Source organism: Gordonibacter pamelaeae, from assembly GCF_003340385.1.
GTDB lineage: Bacteria > Actinomycetota > Coriobacteriia > Coriobacteriales > Eggerthellaceae > Gordonibacter > Gordonibacter pamelaeae.
In genome coordinates this window covers 394,086-417,307 of the sequence record NZ_PPTS01000001.1, presented here as the reverse complement: position 1 = coordinate 417,307, position 23,222 = coordinate 394,086, and the positions used below count along the sequence as shown (strand labels likewise).

Sequence of the window (23,222 nt, the reverse complement as noted above, 5' to 3'; positions counted from 1 at the left end):
ACGCATGCCCCCAGCCGGCTCTATGCGGCGGCACGCCTTCGGCCGGTTATGCGGCGACACATCTTCGGCCGGCTATGCAGGTGACGCGCCTTTGGCCGGCTGAAAGAGGAGCCCCTACGAGATATGGCCCAGGAAGTCCTTCGTGCGGTCGGACGTCGGATGGTCGAACACCTCTTCGGGGGTGCCCTGCTCCACGATGTGGCCGCCGTCCATGAAGATGACGCGGTCGGCTACGTCGCGGGCGAAGCCCATCTCGTGCGTCACCACGATCATGGTCATGCCGCCGCGGGCGAGCTCCTTCATCACGCTCAGCACGTCGCGCACGAGCTCGGGGTCGAGCGCGCTCGTGGCCTCGTCGAACAGCATGACGTGCGGGTCCATGGCGAGCGCGCGGGCGATGGCCACGCGCTGCTGCTGGCCGCCGGAGAGCTCGGAGGGCCGGTAGTCTATACGCTCGCCCAGGCCCACCTTCTCTAGCTGCTCCTCGGCGATGCGCGCGGCCTCCTCCTTGTTGCGGTGCAGCACCTTCTGCTGCGCCAGCATAACGTTCTTCTTGGCCGTGAGGTGTGGGAACAGGTTGAAGTTCTGGAACACCATGCCCACCTTGGCACGCACCTTGTTGATGTCAGTCTTCTTCGCGGTGATCTCGGTGTCCTCGAAGAAGATGCGGCCGCCCGTGGGCTTCTCCAGCAGGTTCACGCAGCGCAGCAGCGTGGACTTGCCCGAGCCGGACGGGCCCAGGATCACCACTACCTCGCCGCGGCGCACGTCGAGGTCGATGCCGCGCAGCACCTCGTTGTCGCCGAACGTCTTGCGCAGGTCCTCGATGCGGATGACCGTCTCGTCCGCAGCGTCCGCGCCGGCGATGTCTGCCGCCCCGATACCCGCCGCGCCGTTGTTCGCTTCGCTCATGATCCGCACCTCCTTAATGGCTGATATGGTTGCCGTTGCGCTTCGCATCCTCGTAGATGCGCGTTGCCGCGTCGGTCTGCGAGGCGGGCCCGGCGAACGTCTCGGACAGGCGGATGCTGCGCGCCACGCCGGCGTCGGAATCAGGCACCACCGAGGCGGCCGACGTGATGCTGCGGTCGGCGGGGCCCTTCTTATGCTTGCGGCGCCCGTTGGACATGCGCGCTTCCATGGTGTTGATGAGCTTCGTGAGCGGAATGGTGACGATGAGGTAGAACCCGGCGGCCACGATATAGGGCGTCACGTTGCCCGTGGCGGCCGTGATGGTCTTCGCGTACATCATGAGCTCGGTCACGCCCACGGCGGCCAGGAGCGAGGTGTCCTTGTACATGAGGATGAACTCGCTGGTCATAGTGGGAATCACACGCCGTACCGTCTGCGGGATGATAACGAAGAACATGGTCTGCGCACCGTTCATGCCCAGCGACCGCGCCGCCTCGAACTGCCCTTGGCTGATGGACTGGATGCCCGCGCGGAATATCTCGGCCAGGTACGCGCTGGAGTTCATGACCAGCACGATGGCGCCCATGGTGAAGTTGTCCATCTGCACGCCCATGAGCGGCAGGCCGAAGAACGCGATGTAGAGCTGCAGGAACAGCGGCGTTCCGCGCACGATGTTGATGTACGTGGCGCCGATGGCGCGCGGAAGGCGGTGCTTCGCCATGCGTAAAAACGACAGCAGAAGGCCCAGGGGGATGGCCAGCGGGAAGCTCACCACCACCACGCCGATCGACACGAGCCAGCCGGCGAACAGCGCCGGCACGGACGTGACGATGATGGCCGGGTCGAAGAACAGGTGCAGGAACTTGTTGGAGTTCCACGCCTTCACCCAGTCCTGCTGGTTGAGCCAGCTGGACAGCTGCTCGGCGGGCGAGGTGCCCGTCACGTTGATGACCTGGTCCGTGGCCGGCATGTCGTGGCGCTGCCCGTCGGCCGTGGTGTAACTGCCCGCCAGGCCGAACGACCCGCCGCCGCCCGGCAGGAGCGTGCGGTTGCACTCCACCATGACGAGCGCACCGGCCGGCGCAGGCTCGGCGAGCGTCACCGTGACGTCGTTGCCGTCCACGACGGCCTCGGACGCCGCATCCAGGCGATCGAGCCCCACGAGCACGGTGGTCTTCACGTTCTCGGCCCCGACGGTGGTGCCCTCGGGCATCTCGATGGTCACGGAGGCAAGGGACTCGTCCTCCGCCGTCTGGCCCTGCCACGTGACGCGCGTCGCCGTGGCTCCCAGAACCGTGGTGTTGTCGCCGTCCTTGTTCGGCTTGGCGGTCCAGCGCTCCACGTCGAGCGCGTGCGCTTGGACCGGCAAGACGAACGAGACCGCCAGCGCCGCGGCGAAGAGAACCGCCGCGGCGCCTGCGAGGTGTTTCCGCGCAAATGCGAATGCGATCTGCATGCTCACCCTATCTGTGCGTTACTGCAACCACTTGGCGGCAAGCTCGTCGTACTTCCCGTTCTCGCGCACGGCCTTGAGCGCCGTGTTGAGCGCCTTGGTCAGCTCGGGGCTGTCCTTGCTCACCGCGATGGCGTACTGCTCGCCCGTGGGGATCTCCTTGATGACCTGGCAGTCGGTGTAGGCCGTCTTCACGTAGTAGTTCGCCACCGGCAGGTCCACCGCAATGGCGTCGATCTGGCCGGACTGCAGCGCCAGGAACACGGCGGTCATCTCGTCGAAGCCCACCATCTCCACGTCCTTGATGTTCTCGGCAGCCCACTCGTAGCCCGTGGTGCCGGTCTGGGCGCCCACCTTCTTGCCCTCGAGCTGCGCCACGTCGGTGACGCCCGAATCCTTGAGCACGGTGATGCTCTGGTTCACGTCGCACACGGCGTCGGTGAAGTCGACCTGGTCCAGGCGCTCGTCGGTGATGGTGATGCCCGAAACACCCACATCGGCCTTGCCGCCGGTCTGGATGAGCGGAACGATGGTGTCGAACTTCGTGGACGGCAGGTAGTTGATCTCCAGGCCCATCTCCTCGGCCAGAAGGCCCATGAGCTCCACCTCGAAGCCCTCGGGCGTGTCGCCGTTCAGGTTCTCGAACGGCGGGAAGTCGAGCGAAGCCGCCACCGTCAGCTTGCCGTCGTTCACCAGCGTGTAGCCGGACTCGTTGCCGGCCGCCTTGTCGTCCTTCGCGCCGGAGTCCTGCCCGTCGCCCGACGAGCAGCCGAACAGCGCGAGCGATGCCGCGAGGGCGCCGGTTGCAACGAGCGCAACCATTTTCTTGATGTTCATTGGTCTCTCCCCTTTCCTCTGCATCTCGCTTTCACGTCATGAAGTATGATGCAGTCGCACTACTATAAAGCGCCGGCCCCCTCTTTTCAAACAGTTATCCGTCGCCGACCGACGTTTTCGATGAATGGGCCCCCGCGAACGGGGTGTTTTGGCGTGCGTGTGGTTTAGCGCGCTAAAGCGGTGGAGCGACGGGAGGGGCTTCGAGAGCGAACGCCGGGGCCCTACACGAAGGGGGCGCACACGAGCAGGAGCACGACGAGGAAGGCCGCGTTGTACGCGGTGAAGCGCGCGAGGTAGGCGCCGGGCGTGACGCGGGCGAGCGCGGGGCGGCTGGGGAAACCGCGGCGGACGAGGCGGTACTCGTTGAACGTGATGAGGCTGGCAAGCGATGCCACGAGCGTGCCGGCGCCGCCTATGTTCACGCCCACGAGCAGCGCCTGGTAGCCGTCTGCAAAATGCGACAGCAGCACGGCGGCGGGGACGTTGCTGATGATCTGGCTGGCACCGGCGGCAACGAGCAGGGCGCTCTCGCCCATCCAGAACGAGAAGAAGCCCTCCACGGCCGGGATGCGCGCCAGGTTGCCCGCGAACACGAAGAAGCAGGCGAACGTGAGCAGCAGCCCCCAGTCCACCGTGCGCAGCGCGCGGCGGTCCAGCACGCCGAGCACGGCAACGACGGCGCCCACCGCCACCGGATAGGGCACGACCCGAAACACCGAGGCAATGACCAGCACCAGGAGCGCCGCATAGCCGAGCGCCCGCGCCCGCCGCGCCGAGACGATGCGTGGCGCGGCGGTATCGGCACCTCTCCCTTGTTCGAAGGCGGATGTTGGTCCTTCGCCGTTTCTAGCGGTTTGCCGAGGCGACCCACTGGAAACGGCGAAGGGCCCGAATGTTTCACGTGAAACATCCGTTCGTTGGAGGGGCTCGCCGGATGCGGGGAAGGCTACCTGCTGCCGGCCCTCGTCCACAAGCGAATTTTCCGTTGCCCGTGTTCCCGCTACCTGCTTTCCCGCCGCTCCCTCTTCCGTTGCCCGTATACCCGTTGCTCCTTTTACCGCCGACCGCTTCCCCCGAATTCGCTCTTCCTGCATTCGTTCTTTCATCTCCCCTTTTTCCGCCGCCCCCTTCTCTGCTGCTCGTTTTTTCGCTGGCTGCGGGGGCTCGGGCTTCGCGAACAGGGCGCAGCAGAGCGCGATGAGCGCGACCGAGACGGCGAAGGGCAGCGTCATGACGGAGAGGAAATCGCCCAGCGGGATGGAGAAGCACTCGTACAGGTAGAGGTTCTGCGGGTTGCCGAACGGCAGGATCATGCCGCCGAGGTTCGCCGCGAGGTTCTGCATGATGAACGCGAACGGGAGCGAGCGCTCCCACCCGGCCTTGAGCAGCGTGGCGGCGGACAGCGGCAGCATCATGATGAGCGCCAGATCGTTCGTGGCGAACATCGACAGCACGAGCGTTGACCCCACAAGCGCCGCCACGGCGGACCGGCAGGTGGCGAAGCGCGCCACGATGAGGCGCGCCGCGTGCTCGAACAGGCCGATGCCGCGCAGCGCGCCCACCACGGCGAGGATGCCGAACAGGCAGGCGAGCGTCTTCACGTCGAAATAGCCGAGGTACGCCTCGTCGGGCGGAACGAAGGCCACGGTTGCCAAGGCGGCCAGGGCCGACACGAGCAGCACCGTGCGCTCGCGCGCGAACCGGGCGATCCGCGAGGCAAGCGGGCGCACGGAAGCGCGCCCGCGGCGTGCGCTCGTCATAGCAGGCGCTCCCCCGTGCCGGAGCACTCGCCGCGCGCAAGCAGGTCGAGCGCGCGGGATGCCGCGCCGTACATACCGCAGGCGTTGCCCAGCTTCGAGACGACGATAGGCGTGTTGCGGCACGGTGGCAGCGCGCAGGCACGGTAGCGGGCGCGCACGGCGCCCAGGAACAGGTCGGCGCGCTCGGACAGGCCGCCTCCCAGCACGAGCACGTCCGGGTCGACGACGCAGGCTATCTGGGACAGCCCGAAGCCGAGCGCTTCGGAGAAGCGCTCGAGCGCCGCGCAGGCCGACGGATCGCGGCGTGCCGCGGCATCGAGGACGGCCCGCGCGTCGGGGAACGCCTCGGCGGCGGCGCGGGCAGCGTCTTCGAGAGAGGGCGACGCAGCAGTACGGGAAGCCAGCTCGCGGCGGGCGGCGTGCTCGCGGCGGGCGGTGTGCACGAGGCCCTTGGCCGAGGCGTACTGCTCAAGGCAGCCCGCCCTGCCGCACGAGCAGGGCTCCTGCTCGCGCGGGTCGACGCACAGATGGCCCACCTCCCCCGCCGCACCGTGCGCGCTGCCGTAGAGCACGCCCCGGAAGACGAAGCCGGCCCCCACGCCCGTGCCCAGCGTGACGAGCGCGACGTTGCCGCCGGCATGCTCGCTCGCAGAGCCGCGCCAGCAATCGCCCAGCACGGCGGCGTCGGCGTCGTTCAGCACCGCAAGGCGCGCCTGCGGGAACCGAGCGCGCAGGAGGGACGTGCAGGCCTCCAGGTCGAGGTCGATGTTCGGGCACAGCTCGAGAGAGCCGCCCTCGGAAACCGATCCCGGAATCGCCAGGCCCACGGCGGCCACCTGGCCGGCTTCGACGCCCGCGCGTGCCAGCGCCGCCTCGGCCTCGTGCGCGATGCTCCCCTGCGAGCCGGCGGCCAGCACGCGCTGCGAGTCGAACGCGTGGGCGCCCAGCAGCTCGCCGTCGAAATCGAACGCCGCCATCTTCGTATGCGTTCCGCCCACGTCGAGTCCGAGGATGACGGGATCGTCGGGAAGGCGGCCGACAGGGCCGCGGGGCCGGGCGCGCCGAGCAATATGCGAGGTTTGCTTTTCCATAGGTGGTAAGTGTAGCGCGAACGGCAGGCGCAGGCCGGCCACGACGATTCAACTTTTCGCCGCAAGACGGCTTTTCCGACGAACCGGCATCCGGGCGGGAGGCAAACCTGCACCGGCAAAGCTCGACGGCGCCGCGGTCAGGCTTGGGGAACGCGGTAGCCCACGTGGGGGATGGAGCCGAAGCGACCGTGGTAATCCGAGCCGGAGGTGCAAACCAGGTTGTAGCGCTCGGCCAGCTGGGTGCAGCGCGCGTGGTCGGCGGGCGTATGGTCGGGGTGATGGCGCTCGATGCCGGCGAGGCCGCAGGCTGCCAGCGAGGGCACCAGATCGTAGCTGTCCTGTTGGCCCGGATGCGCGAGCACGGGCATGCCGCCGTCTTCCGCAATGGCGCGCACGGCATCGCGGACGTCCACATAGGCGATGTCGCGATCGCAGATGCCGCCGTCCTTGAACAGGCTGCGGTACAGCGCGCGGTAGGCGGGGCTCACGTAGGGCTCGTCGGTGAGCGCGGCCATGAGATGCTGCTTGTAGAGGCAGGTGGAGGCGCGGCCGAGCGCGAGGGCGCGCTCGGCGTCGACGGGGTAGCCGGCCTCCACCAGGCGGTCGAGCTGCCAGAGGCTGTTCGCGTTGCGGCGCTCGAGGAGCGGGCCACAGAGGGCGACGAGCGCGGGGGCGTCCTCGCAGAGGCCGAGGCCGAGCACGTGCACCTTGCGGTCGCGCTTGAAGTCGTAGGCGCTCACCTCGATGCCGCCCGTCACCTGCACCCCGAAGCGCTCGCCGAGCACAACGGCACCGTCCAGGCCGCGCGTGGTGTCGTGGTTCGTGAACGCGACGCGCCCGATGCCGCGCTCGCGGGCCTGGGCGAGCACTTCCTCGAAGGTGTCCGAACCGTCCGACAAAGTGGTGTGCACGTGGAGGTCGGCGACGGGCGCGACGGCGTCTGCCCGCTTTGGGGTCGCCGCCGCGTCTCCGGATGTTTCACGTGAAACATCCGTTCCCTTTTGTTTGGAGCTCGCCTGCCCGTTCCTCACGCCATCATCCCTTCCTGCATGTTGAACTCATGATCGCACAACCCTTCCATGAATTCGAGGTCGTGGAAGATGCCGAGCATGGTGGTGCCCTCGGCCTTCAGCTGCTCGATGAGGGTGCGCACCTTGAGCTTCGACGCGTTGTCGAGCGAGGCGGTCGGCTCGTCCAGAAGCAGCAGGCGCGGGCGCTTGATCATGGCGGCGGCGATGTTCAGGCGCAGCTTCTCGCCGCCGGAGAACGTGCGCGGGTAGAGCTCCCACAGGCCCTCGTCCAGGTCGAAGTGGCGCAGCATGCGCTCGGTCTCCGCCTCGGCGCGGGCTCGCTCGTCGGGGCCGTAGGCTTCGAGCGCGCTTTTCAGCACGATGTCGCGGGCCGTTTGGCGCGGCAGGGCGTTGAGGAACTGGGAGACGTAGCCCAGCTCGTAGGCGCGCAGGTAGAGCATTTGGCGCTGGGTGGCCTGCGCCAGGTCGAGCAGGCCGAAGCGCGCGGAATCGTACAGGATGCGTCCCTGCTCGGGAAGGTTCGTGCGCCAGATGCAGCGCAGGATGGTGGACTTCCCGCTGCCGCTTCGGCCCGTGATGCCCACGAACTGCCCCGGTTCAAGGGCGAAGCTCACGTGCTGGCATCCTTGGATGCGCCGGTCCACGCGGTGCAGCAAAAACGACTTCGAGAGATCGTCGATTTCCAGGAGCGCCATGCTACACCGCCTCGGGAAAGAGAGCGCGGGCGGCGTCGGCTCGGGCGGCGTCGGCTCGGGCGGCGTCGATCCGCTCGCCCAGGTCGCGGGCGTAGCCGAGGGGCTGGTCGGGGTAGTGCGAACGGAACACGGAATGCCCGCCCACGAACGCGCGCGTGACCACGGGCATCGTGCGCGTGCCCGCCTCGCCACAGGCGATCTCGCGCACGAGCAGCACGTCGGCGCGCTTTCCCACCGCAAGCGAGCCCACCTCGTCGGCGATGCCGGCGGCCTTCGCCGGGTTCACGGACACGAGCGCGAAGGCCCGCGCGATGTCGAGCCCGCATTCGTCGCGCAGCGTGAACACGGCGTCGAGCAGCGCCGCCGGGTAGTAGTCGCTGCACAGCACGTCGATGGCCCCCGCCTCCACGGCCTCGCGTGCGCTCAAGTTGCCGGAATGGCTGTGGCCCAACATCACGTTCGGCGCGCCGGCCACCGTGTGCAGGCCGCGGGCGCGCGCCTCGCGGGCCACGTCGAGCGAGATGGGGAACTCGGAGATGGACGCCTCGAGGCCGTCCATGAACGCGAGCTTCTCCGCGCTGTCGTCGTCGTGCGACGCGATGGAGATGCCACGTTCGCGCGCGATGGACGCCAGCGCTGCGATCTGGGCGTACGTCATCTTACTGCTCTCCTGCTGCATGCGGACGATGTCGCGCACCTCCTCGTCCGTGACGTCGCGATACCCCTTGAGCGTGTCGCCGAACAGCAGGAGATCGCGGTACTGGCCCTGGCCGGGCGTGTGGTCCATGAACGACACGAGGTCCACCTTGCCGGAGCGCAGGAACTCCTCGATGTCGTCGTAGAGGTCGACCGAGTCCAGCTCCACGCGCATGTGCAGGCGATGACGGATGAGGTGGTCGCGCTCCTCGCCCGCGCGCAGGCCGGCCACGCGTTCGATGAGGCCGCTCACGTTGCCGAAGTCGCGGATGGGCTTGTGATCGAAGATGTGCGCGCCGTACACCGACAGGGAGTGGAAGATGGTGGTGATGCCATGCGACACGAGCTCGCGGTCGGCCTTGTACAGCGATGTGTTCAGGTCCATGACCACGCTCGGACGCGGCGAGGCCACGTTCTCCACGTAGTCCGAGTGGATGTCGATGAGGCCGGGGGCCACGAACGCGCCGCGCGCATCCACCACGGGCAGCACGCCCACCGTGGCGTCGGGCTGCGCGTCGAACTCGCGCGCGCCGGCCGGCTCGATGGCCGCGATGCGCCCGTCGATGACCACGACGTCGTGGTCGGGAAGCACCCGGTCGGCGCACACCACCGTGCCGCCGCGGATGATGCAGGAGTTGTCGTTCACGGGAGGGTCCTTTCGAGGAGTCATAGGTTGGCGTAGTAAGTCAGCGAGGGTTCTTCCGGTGCCCGAGATTGGCGTGAAAGACCGAGGAGGCGTACTTTGGTACGCGACGAGGGCTTGGAGCGCCAAGGTCGGGTGCCGGAAGAGCCCGCAGCGTCGAGCAGTTCCGACGGCCGCCAGGCCGCCGGAACGCCTAGAGGAGCGAATAGACAAGTTGTTGGGTATAAGAATGCTGGGGGTCTTCCAATATCTGGTCGGTCAGGCCGCTTTCTATGACGCGGCCGTCCAGCATGACCAGCGTGCGGTCGGCCAGCATGCGGATGACGCCCAGGTCGTGGCTCACCACGAGCATGCTCACGTTGAAGTCGCGCCTGATCTGCTGCACGAGGTCGAGCACGGCGGCCTGCACGGACAGGTCGAGGCCCGTGGTCACCTCGTCCAGCAGCAGGATGGGCGGGTTGTTCGACAGGGCCTTGGCAATCTGGACGCGCTGCTGCATGCCGCCGGAGAAGTTGCGCGGCGGCTCGGTGGCGCGCGAGAGCGGGATGTTCACGCGCCCCAGCAGGTCCTCGCCGCGGGAGCGCATGGCGCCCACGTTGCGGCTGCCGGAGGCGATCATCTGCTCGGCGATGTTCGACAGGCTGGAGAAGTCCATGCGCAGCCCCAGGTAGGGGTTCTGGTACACCATGCCGAACACCGTGTTGCGGATGGCGCGCCGCTGCTGGGGCGAGAGCGCCAGCAGGTTGGCCGCGCCCCCGTCGAACGGGCGGGCGCGCACGTCGCCGGACGTGGCCTCCTCGTCGAAGAACAGGCACTTCATGAGCGAGGACTTCCCGCTGCCCGACTCCCCGACAATGCCCACGATCTCGGCCGGGTACACGTCCAGGCTCACGTCGCGCACGGCGTGCACCGTGCCGCAGCGCGGGCACACGTTGCGCTCGAGCCGCGCGTCGGGCTCAAGGCAGTGCGGGCAGCCCGCGCCGAAGCGCTTCGACAGGTTCCGCACGGAGAGGCACGCCGCCTCGTCCGCACCGAACCGCTGGTCATCGAGCATGGGAGGCTCCTTCCCGGTCAGAAGATGGGTCGCCGGTCGTTCGTAGAGTCCAGTGTCCCAAATCGGGACTGTCCCCATTTGGGACATGTTGCGCGCACCATGAGGTGTCGTTGCATTGGTAGTACGTCTCGCCGGTTGCCTCGTCCACCAGCTCGTCCAGGTAGACGCCCGTCGCGCCGCACAGGCGGCAGCGTTTGCCGTCGAAGCGCTCCACCGCGAAGGGATAGTCCTCGAAATCGAGGGGAACCACGTCGGTGTGGGGCGGCACGGCGTAGATCTTCTTCTCGCGGCCCGCGCCCAAGAGCGTGAGGTGCTCGGCCTGGTTGAGCTTCAGGTTGTCGAAGCGCGGGATGGGAGAGGGGGCCATGACGTAGCGCCCGTTCACGAGCACGGGGTGGTCGGCCCCGGTGGTAGTGGCGTCGAAGCGCACGATTTGGTCGAACAGCTCCAGCCACGCGCCCGTGTAGTCCGCCTCGGCATGCAGGCGGCGCGTGGCGGCCTCGCTCGGCTCGAAGCCGCGCAGCGGCTCGGGCGTGGGCACCTGCAGCACGAGCACCTGGTCGGCGCGCAAGGGGCGTTCGGGAATCCGGTGGCGCGACTGGATGAGCGTGGCGTCCTCGGTGGCGTCGGTCACCTCCACGTCGGTGGTGTCGGCCACGAGCTTCTTGATGTTCACGGCGTTCACGCTGTCGTCCGAGCCCTGGTCGATCACCTTGAGCACGTCGCCGCGCCCGATGACGGCCAGCGTGATCTGCAGGCCGCCCGTGCCCCAGCCGCGGCCGATGGGCATCTCGCGGGAGGCGAAGGGCACCTGGTAGCCGGGGATGGAAACGCCCTTCACGATGGCGCGGCGGATCTCGCGCTTGGACGCCTCGTCGAAGAAGGCGTAGTTATAACGTTGCTGCATCGGTCGCCTCCTTCGCTTCCAGCGCCGCAGCGGCGGCCTGGTCGGCGGATCGGTCGTCGTCAGGGGTCCCGCCGCGCGTACCGCGCACGCTGGAAAGCTTCGATTGGAACGTCACGTAGTGCGGGAGCTTGAGGTGCGAGATGAAGCCGGTAGCCTCCACGCCGTCCACGTGGTAGAGCACGAACTCCTCGTCCTCGGTGGGGAACCTCTTGTCGCCCAGCTCCAGGCAGCGGTCGAGCACGCTCATGGCGATGGCCTTCGTCTCGGCGCGGCCGATCACGCAACCGTAGCCCACGGCGAGCGAGAGGCTGTCCTCACCGGAACCGCCCTCGTCCATGAACACGCTCTCCACCTCGGTGACGGGAAGCGAGCCCAGGTAGTAGGCGTCGTCCGGGCCGCCCGGCTCGACCGGATGGTCCACGGCCACGGCCACGCGGCCCTGCCGCAGCTCGCCCACCGTGGGATGCGCCGGGCCGAAGCCGCGGATGGCCGCGTAGCCGAGCGCCTCCACGGCCTGCGTCATGCCGCGCGCGAGCGTCTGCAGGCGCACGGAGCGCGGCGCGGGGAACGTGAGCGGCACCATGGTGGCGTCCACGGGCTGCGCGTCGTCGGCGGGCACGTGCGCGACGAGCCCCTGGGCGCGCAGGTAGTCGAGGACGCGCGGGAGGGTGGTTGCTGGCGCAGGAGCGTCAGCGGCGTCGGCGAAGTGGCGGGCCAGCTCGGCGCGCTTCTCGGCAAGCTCCCCAATGCCTTCCGTTTCCAGATCGAACGCGAGCAGGCGGTGGCTGTAGTCGCGCGTGGCGCCGAGCAGCTGGCCGCCGGGCACGTCCTTGAACGCAGCCGACACGCGGCGGGTAACGTGCATCTCCCCGGTGTCCACGGGGCGCGACACGTAGGGGCGCTCGAGCGTGGAGCGGAACGCGCGCAGCAGGAACACGGCCTCGTCGGGCGAGCCCTGCGCCTGCTTGAGCGCAAGCGCGGCCAGGCGCGGCGCGTAGAGCGAGGCCTCGCCCATCACCTGGTCCACCAGCTCGGGGAACGTGCCCTCGATGTCATCGGTGCCCCAGGCCGACGACGCGCTCACACGCTCGTATTCCAGCAGCTTGAGGCTCTCCTCGATGGCCCTGGCTCCGCCGCGGACGGCTACGTAGCCCATCTAGCGCACCCCCTTCGCGGCAGGCGCGGCGGGCGCGCTCGGGCACGTCACCCTGGAGCTGCGTGGCACGGCCACAACGCGGCCGGCCGGGTCCACCAGCACGATCTCGATGCCGCAGGGGAACTCGTCGCGCCGCGCGTCGCGGGCGCGCACCCAGTCCACACGGTCGACGGCGAAGCGGTTCACGTCGGCCACGCCCGGCCCGCGCACCTCCACCACGTGGAGCGCGGGCTCGCCGCCGCACTCCCCGGCCGCCTCGTCGGCCGGGGCGAGGCGCGCGCACCCCACGAGCACCGTCGCGCCCTTCTCGGGCGACACGAGCGTGCCGCGGCACGCCTGCGCCACAGCCTCTTCCGCCGTCTGCGCGTCCGCGCGCGCCGGTACCACCACGAAGTCAGCCTCGCGCACGGGGAACCGGCGCGCATGCGTCTCGCCCGTCAGATACGCCGCCGTCGCGTCGGACTCGGCGTCTGCCACGCAAAACGTCACCGCCTGGTCCACGAACAGCCGCACGACCGCCTCGAGGGAGGCGCCGAGCGCCACCGGCCGCGCCGGGCTGTTCGCCGCCGGATCCACAACGTGCACGGTGCCCGGGCGGGCGAACGCGTCCAGCACGCTGCGGAACGCCCGCTGCGCCCGGTGCAGCCCTGCGTCTTCCCTGATCATCATGCCTCCACCTTCATCGTCGAAAAGTCCACCTTCGTCGTCGCGACGCGACGCGCCTCGGCTGCCTCGCGCTCCTCGATGTGCGCGAGCTCCTGCCGCAGCCGCCCGTCCCAGCACTCCGCACGCGGCGTGCCCGCCTCTCCCGCAAACGCCGCATCCACCACGGCCAGCTCGTAGGCGCGGCAGCGATCGCCGCCCAGCACGAGCCCCAGCCCCACGAACGAGCCGACGCGCACCCGGCACGACGTCATGAGCGTCTCGCCCAGATAGAACAAGCCGCCCTGCGCCGTCTCGCGCACCTGCACCATCACCAGCTCCTCGCGCGGCTCGTCGAGCACCTTGAGCGCCTCCGCGCCCAGCTCGTCCTCCACCTCCCGCACGATCTCGCGCGCCAGCGACGGGTCCCCGTCCACCAACGCCCGCGTCCGCTCGTATCGTCTCAAGCTCACAACAATCCTCTCCGTCGCAAAACCAACTTCTCTAGTTCGCCGTGACAAGAGAACCGTCCCCTTGTCACGTCCGGGCAGAGCTAACGCTGCACCAAGTACCGCTTCCGCAGCTTCGTGGCCACGACTTCCAGCACCACGGCCACCGCCAAGCACAGGTACACGATCAGCCCCACCTCGTGGATGTTGTAGTAGAAGCTTCCTGCCAAGAACAGCTGGTAGCCAATGCCGCCCGCGCCCGCCACGGCGCCCACGGCCACGGCGTTCACGAAGTTGATCTCGAAGCGGATGAACGTCCACGACAGCATCTCGTTCACCTTCTCGGGCACGACGCCTTGAAACACCACCTGCCACCACGATGCGCCGCTGGCGCGCAGGGCCTCGATCACGCCGGGGTCCACTTCCTCGAAGCTCTCCGAGTACGCCTTCACCAGGTACGCCACGCTGTGGAAGAGCAGGCCGATCACGGCCGCCTCCGGCCCCAGCCCGATGGCTACGCTGAACACGAGCACCCACAGGATGGTGGGCACGGCACGCGCCACGCTCATGAACACCTTGATGGCGTTGCTCGCGGCGCGGTTCGACAGGTTGGACGCGGCCAGAAGCCCCAGGACGAAGGCGATCACCGCCCCGATGAACGTGGTCAGCAGCGCCAAGGCCAGCGACACGAACAGGCCCTCCACCACGTCGGGCAACGTGAAGTGCCCGCCCAGACCAGGCTGCAGCATCATAGTGAGGAAGTCGTCCACCGCGGCGGCCATCGCGGCAGGGAACGCCACCTTGCCGTAGTTCATCGTGGCCAGCGCGAACACCGTCACAGCCGCCAAGACGGCCAGCACGGCGCCCAGCGCCACGTTCGACGAGCTGGGCACCCGCACCTTGATCTTGCCCGAGCGGGTCAGGCGCGCGCCCTTTGCCCGCATCGGCGCGGCACCCGCGCCGGCGCCGGCACCGCGCTCATCGGCCGGTATACCGCGCGCCGCACCCACCTCCTCTGCCAGGGAGGCCGCGGCGGCTTCGGCGGCGATCCTGTCTGCGCAGCCCGTCACAGTATCCTCCTCCTCACGAAGTTCGAGGTGAGCTCGCACGCCACCACGGCCAGGATGATGGCGAGTATCACCAGGCCGGCCACGTCGTAGCGGAAGCTCTTGTAGTACACGTCGAACACGAACCCGATGCCCGTGCCCGTGAGCAGGCCGATGAGCGTGGCGTCGCGGATGTTCGTCTCAATCATGTAGAGCACCCAGCTGACCACCGAGGTTATGCTCATCGGGATGACAGCCTGCGCCACGATCTGGCCGTACGTCGCGCCCGCCGCCCGCAGCGCCTCTACCGGCCCGGAGCCCATCTCGTCGATGCTTTCCAGGAAACAGCGCGTCAGGTACCCGAAGCTGGTGAGGAACAGGGCGAAGAACCCGGTGAACTCGCTCTGCTTGAACGAGAACAGCAAGATGAATGCCCAGGCCACCACCGGTATGTTGCGAAAAAGCGACGCGATGCCCCGCGCGATGAGGGGAACGGGTCCGCCCACCCCCACCGTGCGCGAGCCGAGCACCGCAACTATATAGGCCAGCACCGCCGCCGTGCAGCTTGAGGCGATGGAGGCCAGGATCGTCGAACCCAGAGCGGGAAGGATGGTGCCCAACTTGCCGAAGGAAGGGAGGGAGGGGGCGAATTGGACGGCCATCCACGCGAACCCGCTCGGGACGTCGAGGATTGCCTGCACGAAATCGAATCCGACGTACGTGCCCGACAGCGCGCCGAGCGCCACGGCCACGAGCGCCACGGCCACGAGGGACGCGGTGCGGCGCGCGAAGAACGACGGGTCGTACTGGCCGTGCCGCCGGTCTTTTCCAGCGCGCAAGCCTGCGACAAGGCCCGAGGGCTGCAAGGTGCGCTCCATCATGCAGCCTCTTCCACCACGCGCGCCGCATCGGGGGCGTTGTCGGCGGCCTCTTCGCCATCGTCCTCGTCCGTCTCATAGATGTCGGCGATGGCGGTTTCGTCGAGCTGGGACGGCAATCCGTCGAACACGAGGCGGCCCTTCTTGAGCGCCACGATGCGGTCCGAGAACTCCAGCGCAAAGTCCACCTGATGCAGGTTCACGAGGCATGCGATGCCCAGCTCGTCGGCCGCCCAGCGCAGCTGCTCCATGACCGTGCGCGACGACTTCGGGTCGAGGCTAGCGATGGGCTCGTCGGCCAGCATGAGCAGCGGGTCCTGAACGAGCGCCCGGGCGATGCCCACGCGCTGCTTCTGCCCGCCGGACAGCTGATCGGTGCGCGTGTAGGCGAAGTCGGCCAGGCCTACCTGGTCGAGCACCTCGAAGGCGCGGCGCTTCTCTTCCTCAGAGAACAGCCCGAGCGCGCCAGCCACCGTGGATTTGTAGCCCAAGCGGCCCTGCAGCACGTTCTCGATGGACGTGGCGCGGTACACCAGGTTGTAATGCTGGAAGATCATGCTGATACGGCGGCGCACCTGACGCAGGTCACGGCCCTTCACGCGGGTAACGTCCGCGCCGTCGAAGGACACGGTGCCCTGCGTGGGGTCGACGAGCCGGTTCGCGCAGCGCAGCAGCGTGGACTTGCCCGCGCCCGACGAGCCGATGATGGACACGAACTCGCCGCGCGCCACCGCCATCGACACGCCGTCGAGCGCCTTCGACCAGCCATCGTAGCTCTTCGTCAAGCCCTGCACCGCCAGCAGCGGCTCGGCCATCACGCGGCCCCGCCGAGCTTGCGGATAGGCTCGTACCACGCGTCATCGGTCTCCACGAAGCACGTCTTCTCGGAGTCCTTCTCGAACAGGCCCTTCGCGTTCTCGTCCTCGGGATCGACGAAGATCTGCTCGTCGTTGGCCACCGCCTCGGAGCAGAAATGCTCGACGATCTTCGTGCGGTCCTCCTCGGAGATGGCATCCTCGTTGAAGCAGAAGGGCGAGTTCAGCACCGGCGTGAGAGCGATGATGGTGAACTGCTTGCCGCGCACGGTGTCCATGGGCGCCTCGGCGTCGGCCTTGGCCTGGTACACCGCGCCCACGCTGTTGGGCTCGCCGGACACGAGATCCAGGTACATGTCCACGTCAACGTCGTCAAACGCGGCGGCATCGGCATCGCCCGAGAGCAGGTTCACCACCGAGCCAACGTGCGAGTTGCCGAACAGCACCTCGCTGAAGAAGCCGCCCGCTTCCAAAAGCATGTCGGAGCTGTCCAGGCCGAACTCCTCCACGATGCCGCTCGAGGGCACCTTGAAGCCCGACGTGGACGTGGCGGACACGAACGAGAACGACCCGCCCTTGATACCCTCGATGGAGTAGCCGCTGCCGCTCTTGTAGGCGTCGGCGTCCTCGGTGCGCACGCAGATGCGGCTGTAGTAGCATGCTCCGTCCAGGCCGCCGTCCTCATCGCTGTTCGTGAACGCGGCCTGCACGGCGGAGTTCTTCTTGTTGGCCTGCACGTAGCCCTCGGGGCCCAGGAGCGCCATCTGCGCTTTGCCCGACGCGATGGCCTCGATGGCCACGTTGTAGTCGGTGGTGGTCAAAAGCTCGGTCTGGCGCCCGCAGGCCGCCAGAATGGCGGCGCCGATGGCCTCGCGCGACGACGTCATGTCCGACGAGGAGTTGTCCGGCAGCCACACGAACGTGATCGGCTCGGACGAGCCGCCGCCCGCACCGCCGCCGTTGCCGGACTGCGAGTCGGCCCCGCCCGCCGCCGCGCCCGAGCCGCCGGCGGTGCAGCCCGTCATCACGCCGAACATGCCTGCCAGCGCCACGGCCGCACCGCCTGCCACGAACTGTCGCCTGCTCAGGTACCCGTCTGCCATTCGCCTCACCCTTTCGCATTCCCGGCGCCGTAGCGCCGGAGTGTTGTCTGGTTGCCGCACCGCCAGTTGCTCGGCGCGTTGCAGACCATGCTACGAAAGGCAGGTAAAACCGGGTTCAGGCGCACGTAAAGATGCTCCCAAGATCAGGCAAAGAAGGGATCAAGGACAGGCAAAGGGATCATAAAGCGCTCCTTTCGCCGCCGCCCGATGCCGCCAACACCTCGCCGTTTGCCGCTACCGCGGGCCATGGGGGGGCGGCCGTGCGCGAAGAACTCCACGAGGGGGCGACTTCGCGCGTAGCGGCGCCGCGTTCCACGCGCCCTATCCGGCCGATGGGGGTGCGCTCCACGAGGGATGACGCTTTTTCCGGCCACTTATGCCAAAAAACGACCGGTTTGGCAATCCTGGCATCGGGTGCCCTTTGCCGTGCACACACGCGACCAGGGAAAATGCTCGCACGCCTCCGCACAGCACCCTTTTCATGGCGATGGCGATTGCCAAACCGGCCCGTTTTTGACAGCTGGGAGCGTTTTAGGCGTCAACGGAAAGGCCGAGGCGGCGCAAACAAGCCTGGGGCGAGCGGGAGGGCGCAGGCGAGCCCCGGAGCTCGAGGCCGGGGCGGCGCAGGCAGGCTTCAAAGCGCGCGAGGAAAGCGCAGGCAAGCCCCCCCCCCCGCCGGCCAGGCAAGAGCCCTCGGCCGTTCGGCACCTGGATCGCCGGCGCTACTCGAAGTGCTCGGCGGCTGCCTCCAGCTGGTGCACGATGTCGATGCCCTGGGGGCACATGGCCTCGCAGGCGCCGCAGGAGACGCACTTCGAGGCAGGGCCGGGCGCGGCCTGCCACGAGTACAGGCCCTTGGCGAAGTCGCGGTTCCCGGTCATGAGCTCCAGGTTCAGCAGGCCCATGATCTCGGGGATAACCACGCCCTGCGGACAGCCCTTCACGCAGTAGCGGCAGTTCGTGCACGGAATGGACGCCATACCGCGCAGCTCGTCCACCGCGCGGTCGAACGCCTGGCGCTCGGCCGGCGAGAACGGCTCGGCCGCGCGGAAGTCGGCCACGTTCTGGCGCACCTGGCCGATCGTGGACATGCCGGAGAGCACCGTGAGCACCCCGGGCAGCTGGTAGCAGAAGCGGTAGGCCCACGAAGCCAGGCTGGCCTCCGGGTTCGCTTGGCGCAGGATCGCGGCCACTTGCTCGGGCAGCTCCACCAGGCGGCCGCCGCGGGCGGGCTCCATGACGACAACCGGCTTGCCGTGGCGTGCGGCCACCTCCATGCAGCGGCGCGCCTGCACCACTGGGTCGTCCCAATCCAGGTAGTTCACCTGCAGCTGCACGAAGTCGGCGTCGGGGTGCGCCGTGAGCAGCGCGTCGAGCGTCTCAGGGCCGTCGTGCATGGAGAAGCCCCAGTTGCGGATGCGCCCGGTCGCCTTCTGCTCGCGTACGAAATCCCACATGCCGTACTCGTCGAACTTGGCCGTGCGCGCGCCGCCCACGTTGTGCAGCAGGTAGAAGTCGACGTAGTCGGTGCCCAGACGCTCAAGCGACGTGCCTAGGTTGGACTTCGCCTCCTCGGCGCTGCCGATGGCCCAGGCCAAACACTTCGTCGCGATGGTGAACGACTCGCGCGGATGCCGCGCCACGAGCGCCTGGCCGAGCGCCTTCTCGGACGCGCCCTCGTGGTAGACGAACGCCGTATCGAAGTACGTGCCGCCGCCTTCCAAGAACGCGTCCACCATCTGCTCGAGCTGCGGTATGTCGATGCTCTGCTGGTCGGCGGGGTCGAGCAGCGGCAGGCGCATGCAGCCGAAGCCGAGCTTCGGGGTGGATTCCAAATCGGGCCTCATGGAGTCTCCTCTCGTCAGGATTGCCCGACCATCATAGAACTTGGAGCGCACTCGAAGTCAAGCGGGAATTTCGCGCAGGGCGCTTGTGGCCTCACACCGAGCGCAGGTCGTCGAACAGTCGGGCGTACTCGGCACCGAACACGCTGCCTTTGGGGCGGATGAACGTGATGTCGTGCTCGATGAGGTGGCCGGCCAACGGGATGCGCGCAAGCGTGCCGGCTTCCAGATCGCACACCACGGCGGCGCCGTAGAGGAAGGCGATGCCGTAGCCGCTGGCGGCGAACTGCTTGATGATGTTGACGCTCTCTATCTCCGTGACGCGCGCGAAGCTCTCCACTGAGAGGTTCCGGGCGGCCAGGGCATGCTCGAGCACGGCACGCGTGCCGGAGCCGCGTTCCCGCACCAGGATGTGCTGGTCGAGCAGGTCCTCGAAGCGCTGGGGCTCCTTCACGCGGGCAAGCGGCGCGTCGGGTGCGCATACCGCCATGAGGTGCTCGGTGGCGAACACGCGCCAGTCGTAGGAGCTCTTGTCGAAGAACCCCTCCACGAGCGCGCAGTCGATCTCGCCGGCGTGCAACTGCGCCAGCAGGCGCTCGGTGTCGGACGAGGCGATGCGCACCTGCACCTCGGGATGGCCCACCAGGTAGTGCGCTAGCGGCTCCGCCAGCACGTACTCGCCGGCGGTGAGCGTCATGCCCAACCTCAGGCGGCGGCGCGGCCCGGCTAACGCGGCGATGGCGTCGCGCAGCGTGGCCTCGTCGTGCGCCATGGTGGCCGCGGCATCCCGCAGCAGCTCGCCCGCCGGCGTGAGCGTGAGCTTCTTGCCGTGGTAGGAGAGCAGCTTCGCGCCGTACGCCTTCTCCAGGTAAGCGATGTGCTGCGACACGGCGGGCTGCGTGATATTGAGCTCCGCCGCCGACCGGGTGTAGTTCAACGTTCGGCACACGCTCAAGAACGTGTTCATGCGGAAATCTTGCATGGTAATCCTTTCGTTGCTTGTGCTCCCATGACGGGAACGGTATCGTCGGCCTCGCAACGGTACACATCACCTGCCCTTTTACGATGCAGAGGCGCCGAGCGAACGACAATCTATTATATATAGTTATCAACACATAACGATATATAATTTTTCTTTTTGATGGGAGCATGCCAGAATGCGTCTGAGCAAAACCAGGAACGGCGTAGAAAGGCATGCGACTATGCGCGACATCATCGAGAAGGTACCTATTCCCACAGCGGGCGTCGCCCTGGCTCTCACGGCGCTGGGCAACCTGCTGCAGCCGGCCTACGAGGGCATCCATATCCTCTGCGGCGCCGTCGCGCTGTTCCTCATCGTGCTGCTGGCGGCGAAGGCAATCATGTTTCCCCAGCTTATCCGCGACGATCTGCACAACTCCATCATGGCCAGCGTGAGCGGCACCGTGTTCATGACGCTCATGCAGTTCTCCAACTACCTGGCGCCGCTGGCCTTCGGCCCCGCGTTCGCGCTCTGGGTGGCGGCCACGATGGCGCACCTGGCGCTCATCGTGTGGTTCACGGTGCGCTTCTTCCGCCCGTTCAAGCTGCACGAGGTGTTCCCCACCTACTTCATCTGCTACGTGGGCATCGTGGTGGCCTCGGTCACGTCGCCCGTGTTCGGGATGCAGGCCCTGGGCCAGGCGATCTTCTGGTTCGGCTTCGCCTGCTACGCCGCGCTGCTGGTGCTGGTGACGTACCGCTACGCCAAGCACGAGGTGCCCGAGGGCGCGCGCCCGCTGTTCTGCATCTACACCGCCCCCATGAGCCTGTCCATCGTGGGCTACCTGGCCGTGGCGGACGCGCCGAACGCCCTGTTCGTAGGCGTGATGATGGTGCTGGCCCAGGTGCTGCTCCTGGTGGTGCTCTCCCGCCTGCCGCACCTGCTGCGCCTGAAGTTCTACCCCAGCTACGCGGCCATGACGTTCCCCTTCGTCATCACGGCCACGGCGCTCGGCCAGGGCACGGCGTTTTTCCGCGGGAACGGCGTGGCGCTTCCCTTCGCCTTCGACGTGGTGTTCTACGTGGAGGTTGCGCTGGCCACGGTCATGGTGGCCTACGTGCTGGCGCACTACCTGCGGTTCTTCTTCCGCCGCATCGAGCAGCCGCAAAGCGTGGCCGTGCTCAAGGAGAACGCGCAGATCGCGCGCTTCTCGGAGAACTTCGACAACTAGCCTCCCCTTTTCTTGCGAACAGGCCCCACTGCGGGGCCTGTTCGTGTGTGGGGGAGGGATGCTCGCGTCCGGCCATCCGGGCACCCGGACGGCCGCAGCCGCTAGTCGTCCACCTCGAGGGCGCCGGCGAGGATCTGCATGCGGGCCTCCACGTCCTCGATGATGCGGCTGCAGTCTTTCAGCTCGTCGTAGGAGTCGATGCCCTCCACCTCGCTCACGGCCTTGTACTTCAGGTCATGCTCGAGGCTGGCCCAGAAGTCCATGGCGATGGTGCGCAGCTGCACCTCCACGGGGATGAGCTCCTTGTTATCCAGGAAGTACACGGGAATTCGCACGATGACGTGCAGGCTGCGGTAGCCGTTGGGCTTGGGGTCGGCGATGTAGTCCTTCACCGTGACGATGGTGAGGTCGTCCTGCTTGCGCAGCAACTCCAGCAGGTTGTACACGTCGTGGATGTACGAGCAGATCACGCGCACGCCCGCGATGTCCATGATGTAGCGCTCCATGTTCTCGAGCGTGGGCTCCTTGCCGTAGCGGCCCAGCTTCTCGAAGATGCTCGCCGGCTTCTTGATGCGCGACTCCACGTGGTGGATGGGGTTGCGGTGCTTCTTGAGGTTGAGGTCCTGGTCGAGGATCTCGAAGCGCACCTCCATCTCGCGCATGGCGGCCTGGTACTTCTGGATGATCTCGCGCGTCTTCGCCTCCATGTCCTTGAGGCGGGTCAGCTCGTCGATGGGCTCGCGCAGGTCGTCGGTCACGCTGAACGGCGGGCGCTCCTGCGGCTCTTCCTTCTTCTCCCCCACGGCGAGCCGCTGGTCCGACCGCTGCTGCGATGCATCTGGCATGTTGTTGCTCCTTGGCGAAAGGTTGCTCTCCTCGGCGCCCATGATAGCGCGACAGGCCCGCGCGCCGGCGTTTGCGCGCGTAATCTCGCGCAAATCACCAGATGCTTGAGGGAGGGGGTGAGAAAGGGAGTAGGGAATGCGGGCGCTGCGGATGCGCGGGATGGCGTGGGCGGACCGGCATGCACGCGGCCCGCTTATGGGGGGGCTGGAGGCGCGTGCGCGACGGTGCAGGCGGGCGCGAGCGTGCGCGACGGTGCGAGCGGACGCGGGCGGGCGTCGGCGTGTGGTATGCTGCACGCAGGGGACGACCGCCGGGGGCGCCGGCGCGAGGGAGGGGTTCGCATGTACCGCATCAAGGAGTTCGCGGCGATGACGGGGCTGCCGCCGTCGAAGATCAGGTTCTACGAGAAGCACGGCCTGCTGGCCACGCGCCGCGAGGAGAACGGCTACCGGGTGTTCTCGCCCGAGGACGCCTTCCGCGCGAACGCGTTCCGCGTGCTGCTGCAGTACGGGTTCACCGTGGAGCAGGCCGTGGCCATGCTGGACGCCGAGCAGGGCACCGACGACTTCAAGCGCTCGCTGGAGGACCAGCAGGCAAAGCTGCGCCGCGAGGCCGACCTGCTGCGCTACCGGCTGGCGAAGATAGACAGCGCGCTCGCGCTGATCGACGGGGGCGGCCGGGCGGCCTTCACGCTCGTGGACGCGCCCGACCAGCTGTACGTGAGCGCATCGGTGGGCCGCGACTTCGGCGTGTCGGTGGAAAACGAGCGGGAGATCGCCCTGTTCTACGACCTGCTGAGCATCACCAGCTGCGCGCGCATCATCGCCAAGCGCGACTTCGACGCGCCGGGCGAAACGGTGGACCCCAGCTACGTCATCGCCATGCCCGAGAGCGAGGAGCACCGGCTGGAAGGCGTCGACCGCGCGCACGTGGGCCGCCTGTGCCTGGGGAAATGCGTGCGGTTCCGGCGCCGCGTGACGCGGGCGGAGAGCGTGCGCAAGGAGACGTTCGCGGACCTGTTCGCCTACCTGGACGACCACGGCTACGCGCTGCGGGGGGACGTGATCCTGTTCCCGTCGTTTCTGAACCTGGACGGGAACGGCAGCGATATCGAGACGCTGTTCGCCCCGGTGAGATAAAGGCGCCCCGCCGTTGGAGGGAGAGGAGGCGGC

22 protein-coding genes are annotated in these 23,222 nt (G+C 67.8%); 2 read left to right on the top strand and 20 right to left on the bottom strand.

Translation table 11 applies throughout. The features are described 5' to 3' along the window. Positions 1 to 114 precede the first annotated feature (114 nt). The 19 genes from C1877_RS01770 to C1877_RS01680 form a co-directional block, all read right to left on the bottom strand. Positions 115 to 912 (bottom strand): amino acid ABC transporter ATP-binding protein, encoded by a 798-nt coding sequence (locus C1877_RS01770; RefSeq protein ID WP_015540045.1) that lies wholly within the window; start codon positions 910 to 912, stop codon positions 115 to 117. Positions 913 to 925: 13 nt separating this feature from the next. After that, positions 926 to 2,368 (bottom strand): amino acid ABC transporter permease, encoded by a 1,443-nt coding sequence (locus C1877_RS01765; RefSeq protein WP_015540046.1) that lies wholly within the window; start codon positions 2,366 to 2,368, stop codon positions 926 to 928. A gap of 18 nt (positions 2,369 to 2,386) precedes the next feature. Further along, complete coding sequence (locus tag C1877_RS01760; protein WP_015540047.1) at positions 2,387 to 3,202, bottom strand: ABC transporter substrate-binding protein; 816 nt, start codon at positions 3,200 to 3,202, stop codon at positions 2,387 to 2,389. 221 nt (positions 3,203 to 3,423) lie between these two features. Then, a complete protein-coding gene (locus C1877_RS01755) occupies positions 3,424 to 4,962 on the bottom strand; it encodes an SLC13 family permease (protein ID WP_114568204.1) in 1,539 nt (512 codons plus the stop codon). Beyond that, entirely contained in the window at positions 4,959 to 5,960 is a 1,002-nt protein-coding gene (locus C1877_RS01750) for an ROK family protein (RefSeq protein WP_181813769.1), read from the bottom strand. Before C1877_RS01750 ends, C1877_RS01755 begins: the two co-directional genes overlap by 4 nt. A 230-nt stretch (positions 5,961 to 6,190) precedes the next feature. Continuing rightward, positions 6,191 to 7,084, bottom strand: a complete 894-nt coding sequence (gene phnPP / locus C1877_RS01745; RefSeq protein ID WP_220149882.1) for a phosphoribosyl 1,2-cyclic phosphate 1,2-diphosphodiesterase — start codon at positions 7,082 to 7,084, stop codon at positions 6,191 to 6,193. Further along, positions 7,081 to 7,779: a phosphonate C-P lyase system protein PhnL gene (locus C1877_RS01740; protein WP_015540048.1), complete on the bottom strand. Its 699-nt coding sequence runs from the start codon at positions 7,777 to 7,779 to the stop codon at positions 7,081 to 7,083. The genes phnPP and C1877_RS01740 overlap by 4 nt, the downstream gene beginning before the upstream one ends. Before the next feature lies 1 nt (position 7,780). After that, positions 7,781 to 9,121, bottom strand: coding sequence for an alpha-D-ribose 1-methylphosphonate 5-triphosphate diphosphatase (locus C1877_RS01735; protein WP_114568202.1), 1,341 nt, complete (start codon positions 9,119 to 9,121; stop codon positions 7,781 to 7,783). A 190-nt stretch (positions 9,122 to 9,311) separates the two neighbouring features. Further along, complete coding sequence (locus C1877_RS01730; RefSeq protein ID WP_015540049.1) at positions 9,312 to 10,172, bottom strand: ATP-binding cassette domain-containing protein; 861 nt, start codon at positions 10,170 to 10,172, stop codon at positions 9,312 to 9,314. Beyond that, a complete protein-coding gene (locus C1877_RS01725) occupies positions 10,162 to 11,079 on the bottom strand; it encodes an alpha-D-ribose 1-methylphosphonate 5-phosphate C-P-lyase PhnJ (RefSeq protein ID WP_015540050.1) in 918 nt (305 codons plus the stop codon). The genes C1877_RS01730 and C1877_RS01725 overlap by 11 nt, the downstream gene beginning before the upstream one ends. Next, positions 11,063 to 12,235 carry a carbon-phosphorus lyase complex subunit PhnI gene (locus tag C1877_RS01720; protein WP_114568201.1) on the bottom strand — a complete coding sequence of 391 codons (1,173 nt, stop codon included), beginning with the start codon at positions 12,233 to 12,235 and terminating at the stop codon, positions 11,063 to 11,065. The genes C1877_RS01725 and C1877_RS01720 overlap by 17 nt, the downstream gene beginning before the upstream one ends. Further along, the gene (phnH, locus tag C1877_RS01715; protein WP_244909765.1) at positions 12,236 to 12,904 is read right to left on the bottom strand and encodes a phosphonate C-P lyase system protein PhnH; all 669 of its coding nucleotides are present in this window, start codon (positions 12,902 to 12,904) and stop codon (positions 12,236 to 12,238) included. It abuts the gene before it with no gap. Continuing rightward, a complete protein-coding gene (gene phnG, locus C1877_RS01710) occupies positions 12,901 to 13,350 on the bottom strand; it encodes a phosphonate C-P lyase system protein PhnG (protein ID WP_227154964.1) in 450 nt (149 codons plus the stop codon). The genes phnH and phnG overlap by 4 nt, the downstream gene beginning before the upstream one ends. An 80-nt stretch (positions 13,351 to 13,430) precedes the next feature. Then, positions 13,431 to 14,396, bottom strand: a complete 966-nt coding sequence (locus C1877_RS01705) for a PhnE/PtxC family ABC transporter permease (protein WP_114568200.1) — start codon at positions 14,394 to 14,396, stop codon at positions 13,431 to 13,433. Beyond that, positions 14,393 to 15,253 carry a PhnE/PtxC family ABC transporter permease gene (locus C1877_RS01700; RefSeq protein WP_015540052.1) on the bottom strand — a complete coding sequence of 287 codons (861 nt, stop codon included), beginning with the start codon at positions 15,251 to 15,253 and terminating at the stop codon, positions 14,393 to 14,395. Before C1877_RS01700 ends, C1877_RS01705 begins: the two co-directional genes overlap by 4 nt. After that, the gene (phnC, locus tag C1877_RS01695) at positions 15,250 to 16,065 is read right to left on the bottom strand and encodes a phosphonate ABC transporter ATP-binding protein (RefSeq protein ID WP_114568199.1); all 816 of its coding nucleotides are present in this window, start codon (positions 16,063 to 16,065) and stop codon (positions 15,250 to 15,252) included. The genes C1877_RS01700 and phnC overlap by 4 nt, the downstream gene beginning before the upstream one ends. Next, a complete protein-coding gene (locus C1877_RS01690; RefSeq protein ID WP_114568198.1) occupies positions 16,065 to 17,168 on the bottom strand; it encodes a phosphate/phosphite/phosphonate ABC transporter substrate-binding protein in 1,104 nt (367 codons plus the stop codon). Before C1877_RS01690 ends, phnC begins: the two co-directional genes overlap by 1 nt. A 722-nt stretch (positions 17,169 to 17,890) precedes the next feature. Then, entirely contained in the window at positions 17,891 to 19,015 is a 1,125-nt protein-coding gene (locus C1877_RS01685) for an aldo/keto reductase (protein ID WP_114568197.1), read from the bottom strand. 91 nt (positions 19,016 to 19,106) lie between these two features. Then, positions 19,107 to 19,994 carry a LysR family transcriptional regulator gene (locus C1877_RS01680; RefSeq protein ID WP_114568196.1) on the bottom strand — a complete coding sequence of 296 codons (888 nt, stop codon included), beginning with the start codon at positions 19,992 to 19,994 and terminating at the stop codon, positions 19,107 to 19,109. 220 nt (positions 19,995 to 20,214) lie between these two features. Between C1877_RS01680 and C1877_RS01675 the strand changes: the two genes are divergently transcribed. Further along, entirely contained in the window at positions 20,215 to 21,204 is a 990-nt protein-coding gene (locus tag C1877_RS01675; RefSeq protein WP_114568195.1) for a TDT family transporter, read from the top strand. A 101-nt stretch (positions 21,205 to 21,305) separates the two neighbouring features. Here the strand turns inward: C1877_RS01675 and C1877_RS01670 are convergent, their stop codons facing one another. Continuing rightward, positions 21,306 to 22,049, bottom strand: a complete 744-nt coding sequence (locus tag C1877_RS01670) for a GTP pyrophosphokinase (protein ID WP_114568194.1) — start codon at positions 22,047 to 22,049, stop codon at positions 21,306 to 21,308. 342 nt (positions 22,050 to 22,391) lie between these two features. On the opposite strand from C1877_RS01670, the gene C1877_RS01665 reads away from it, so the two are divergent. After that, positions 22,392 to 23,189, top strand: coding sequence for a MerR family transcriptional regulator (locus C1877_RS01665; protein WP_015540058.1), 798 nt, complete (start codon positions 22,392 to 22,394; stop codon positions 23,187 to 23,189). Positions 23,190 to 23,222 lie beyond the last annotated feature (33 nt).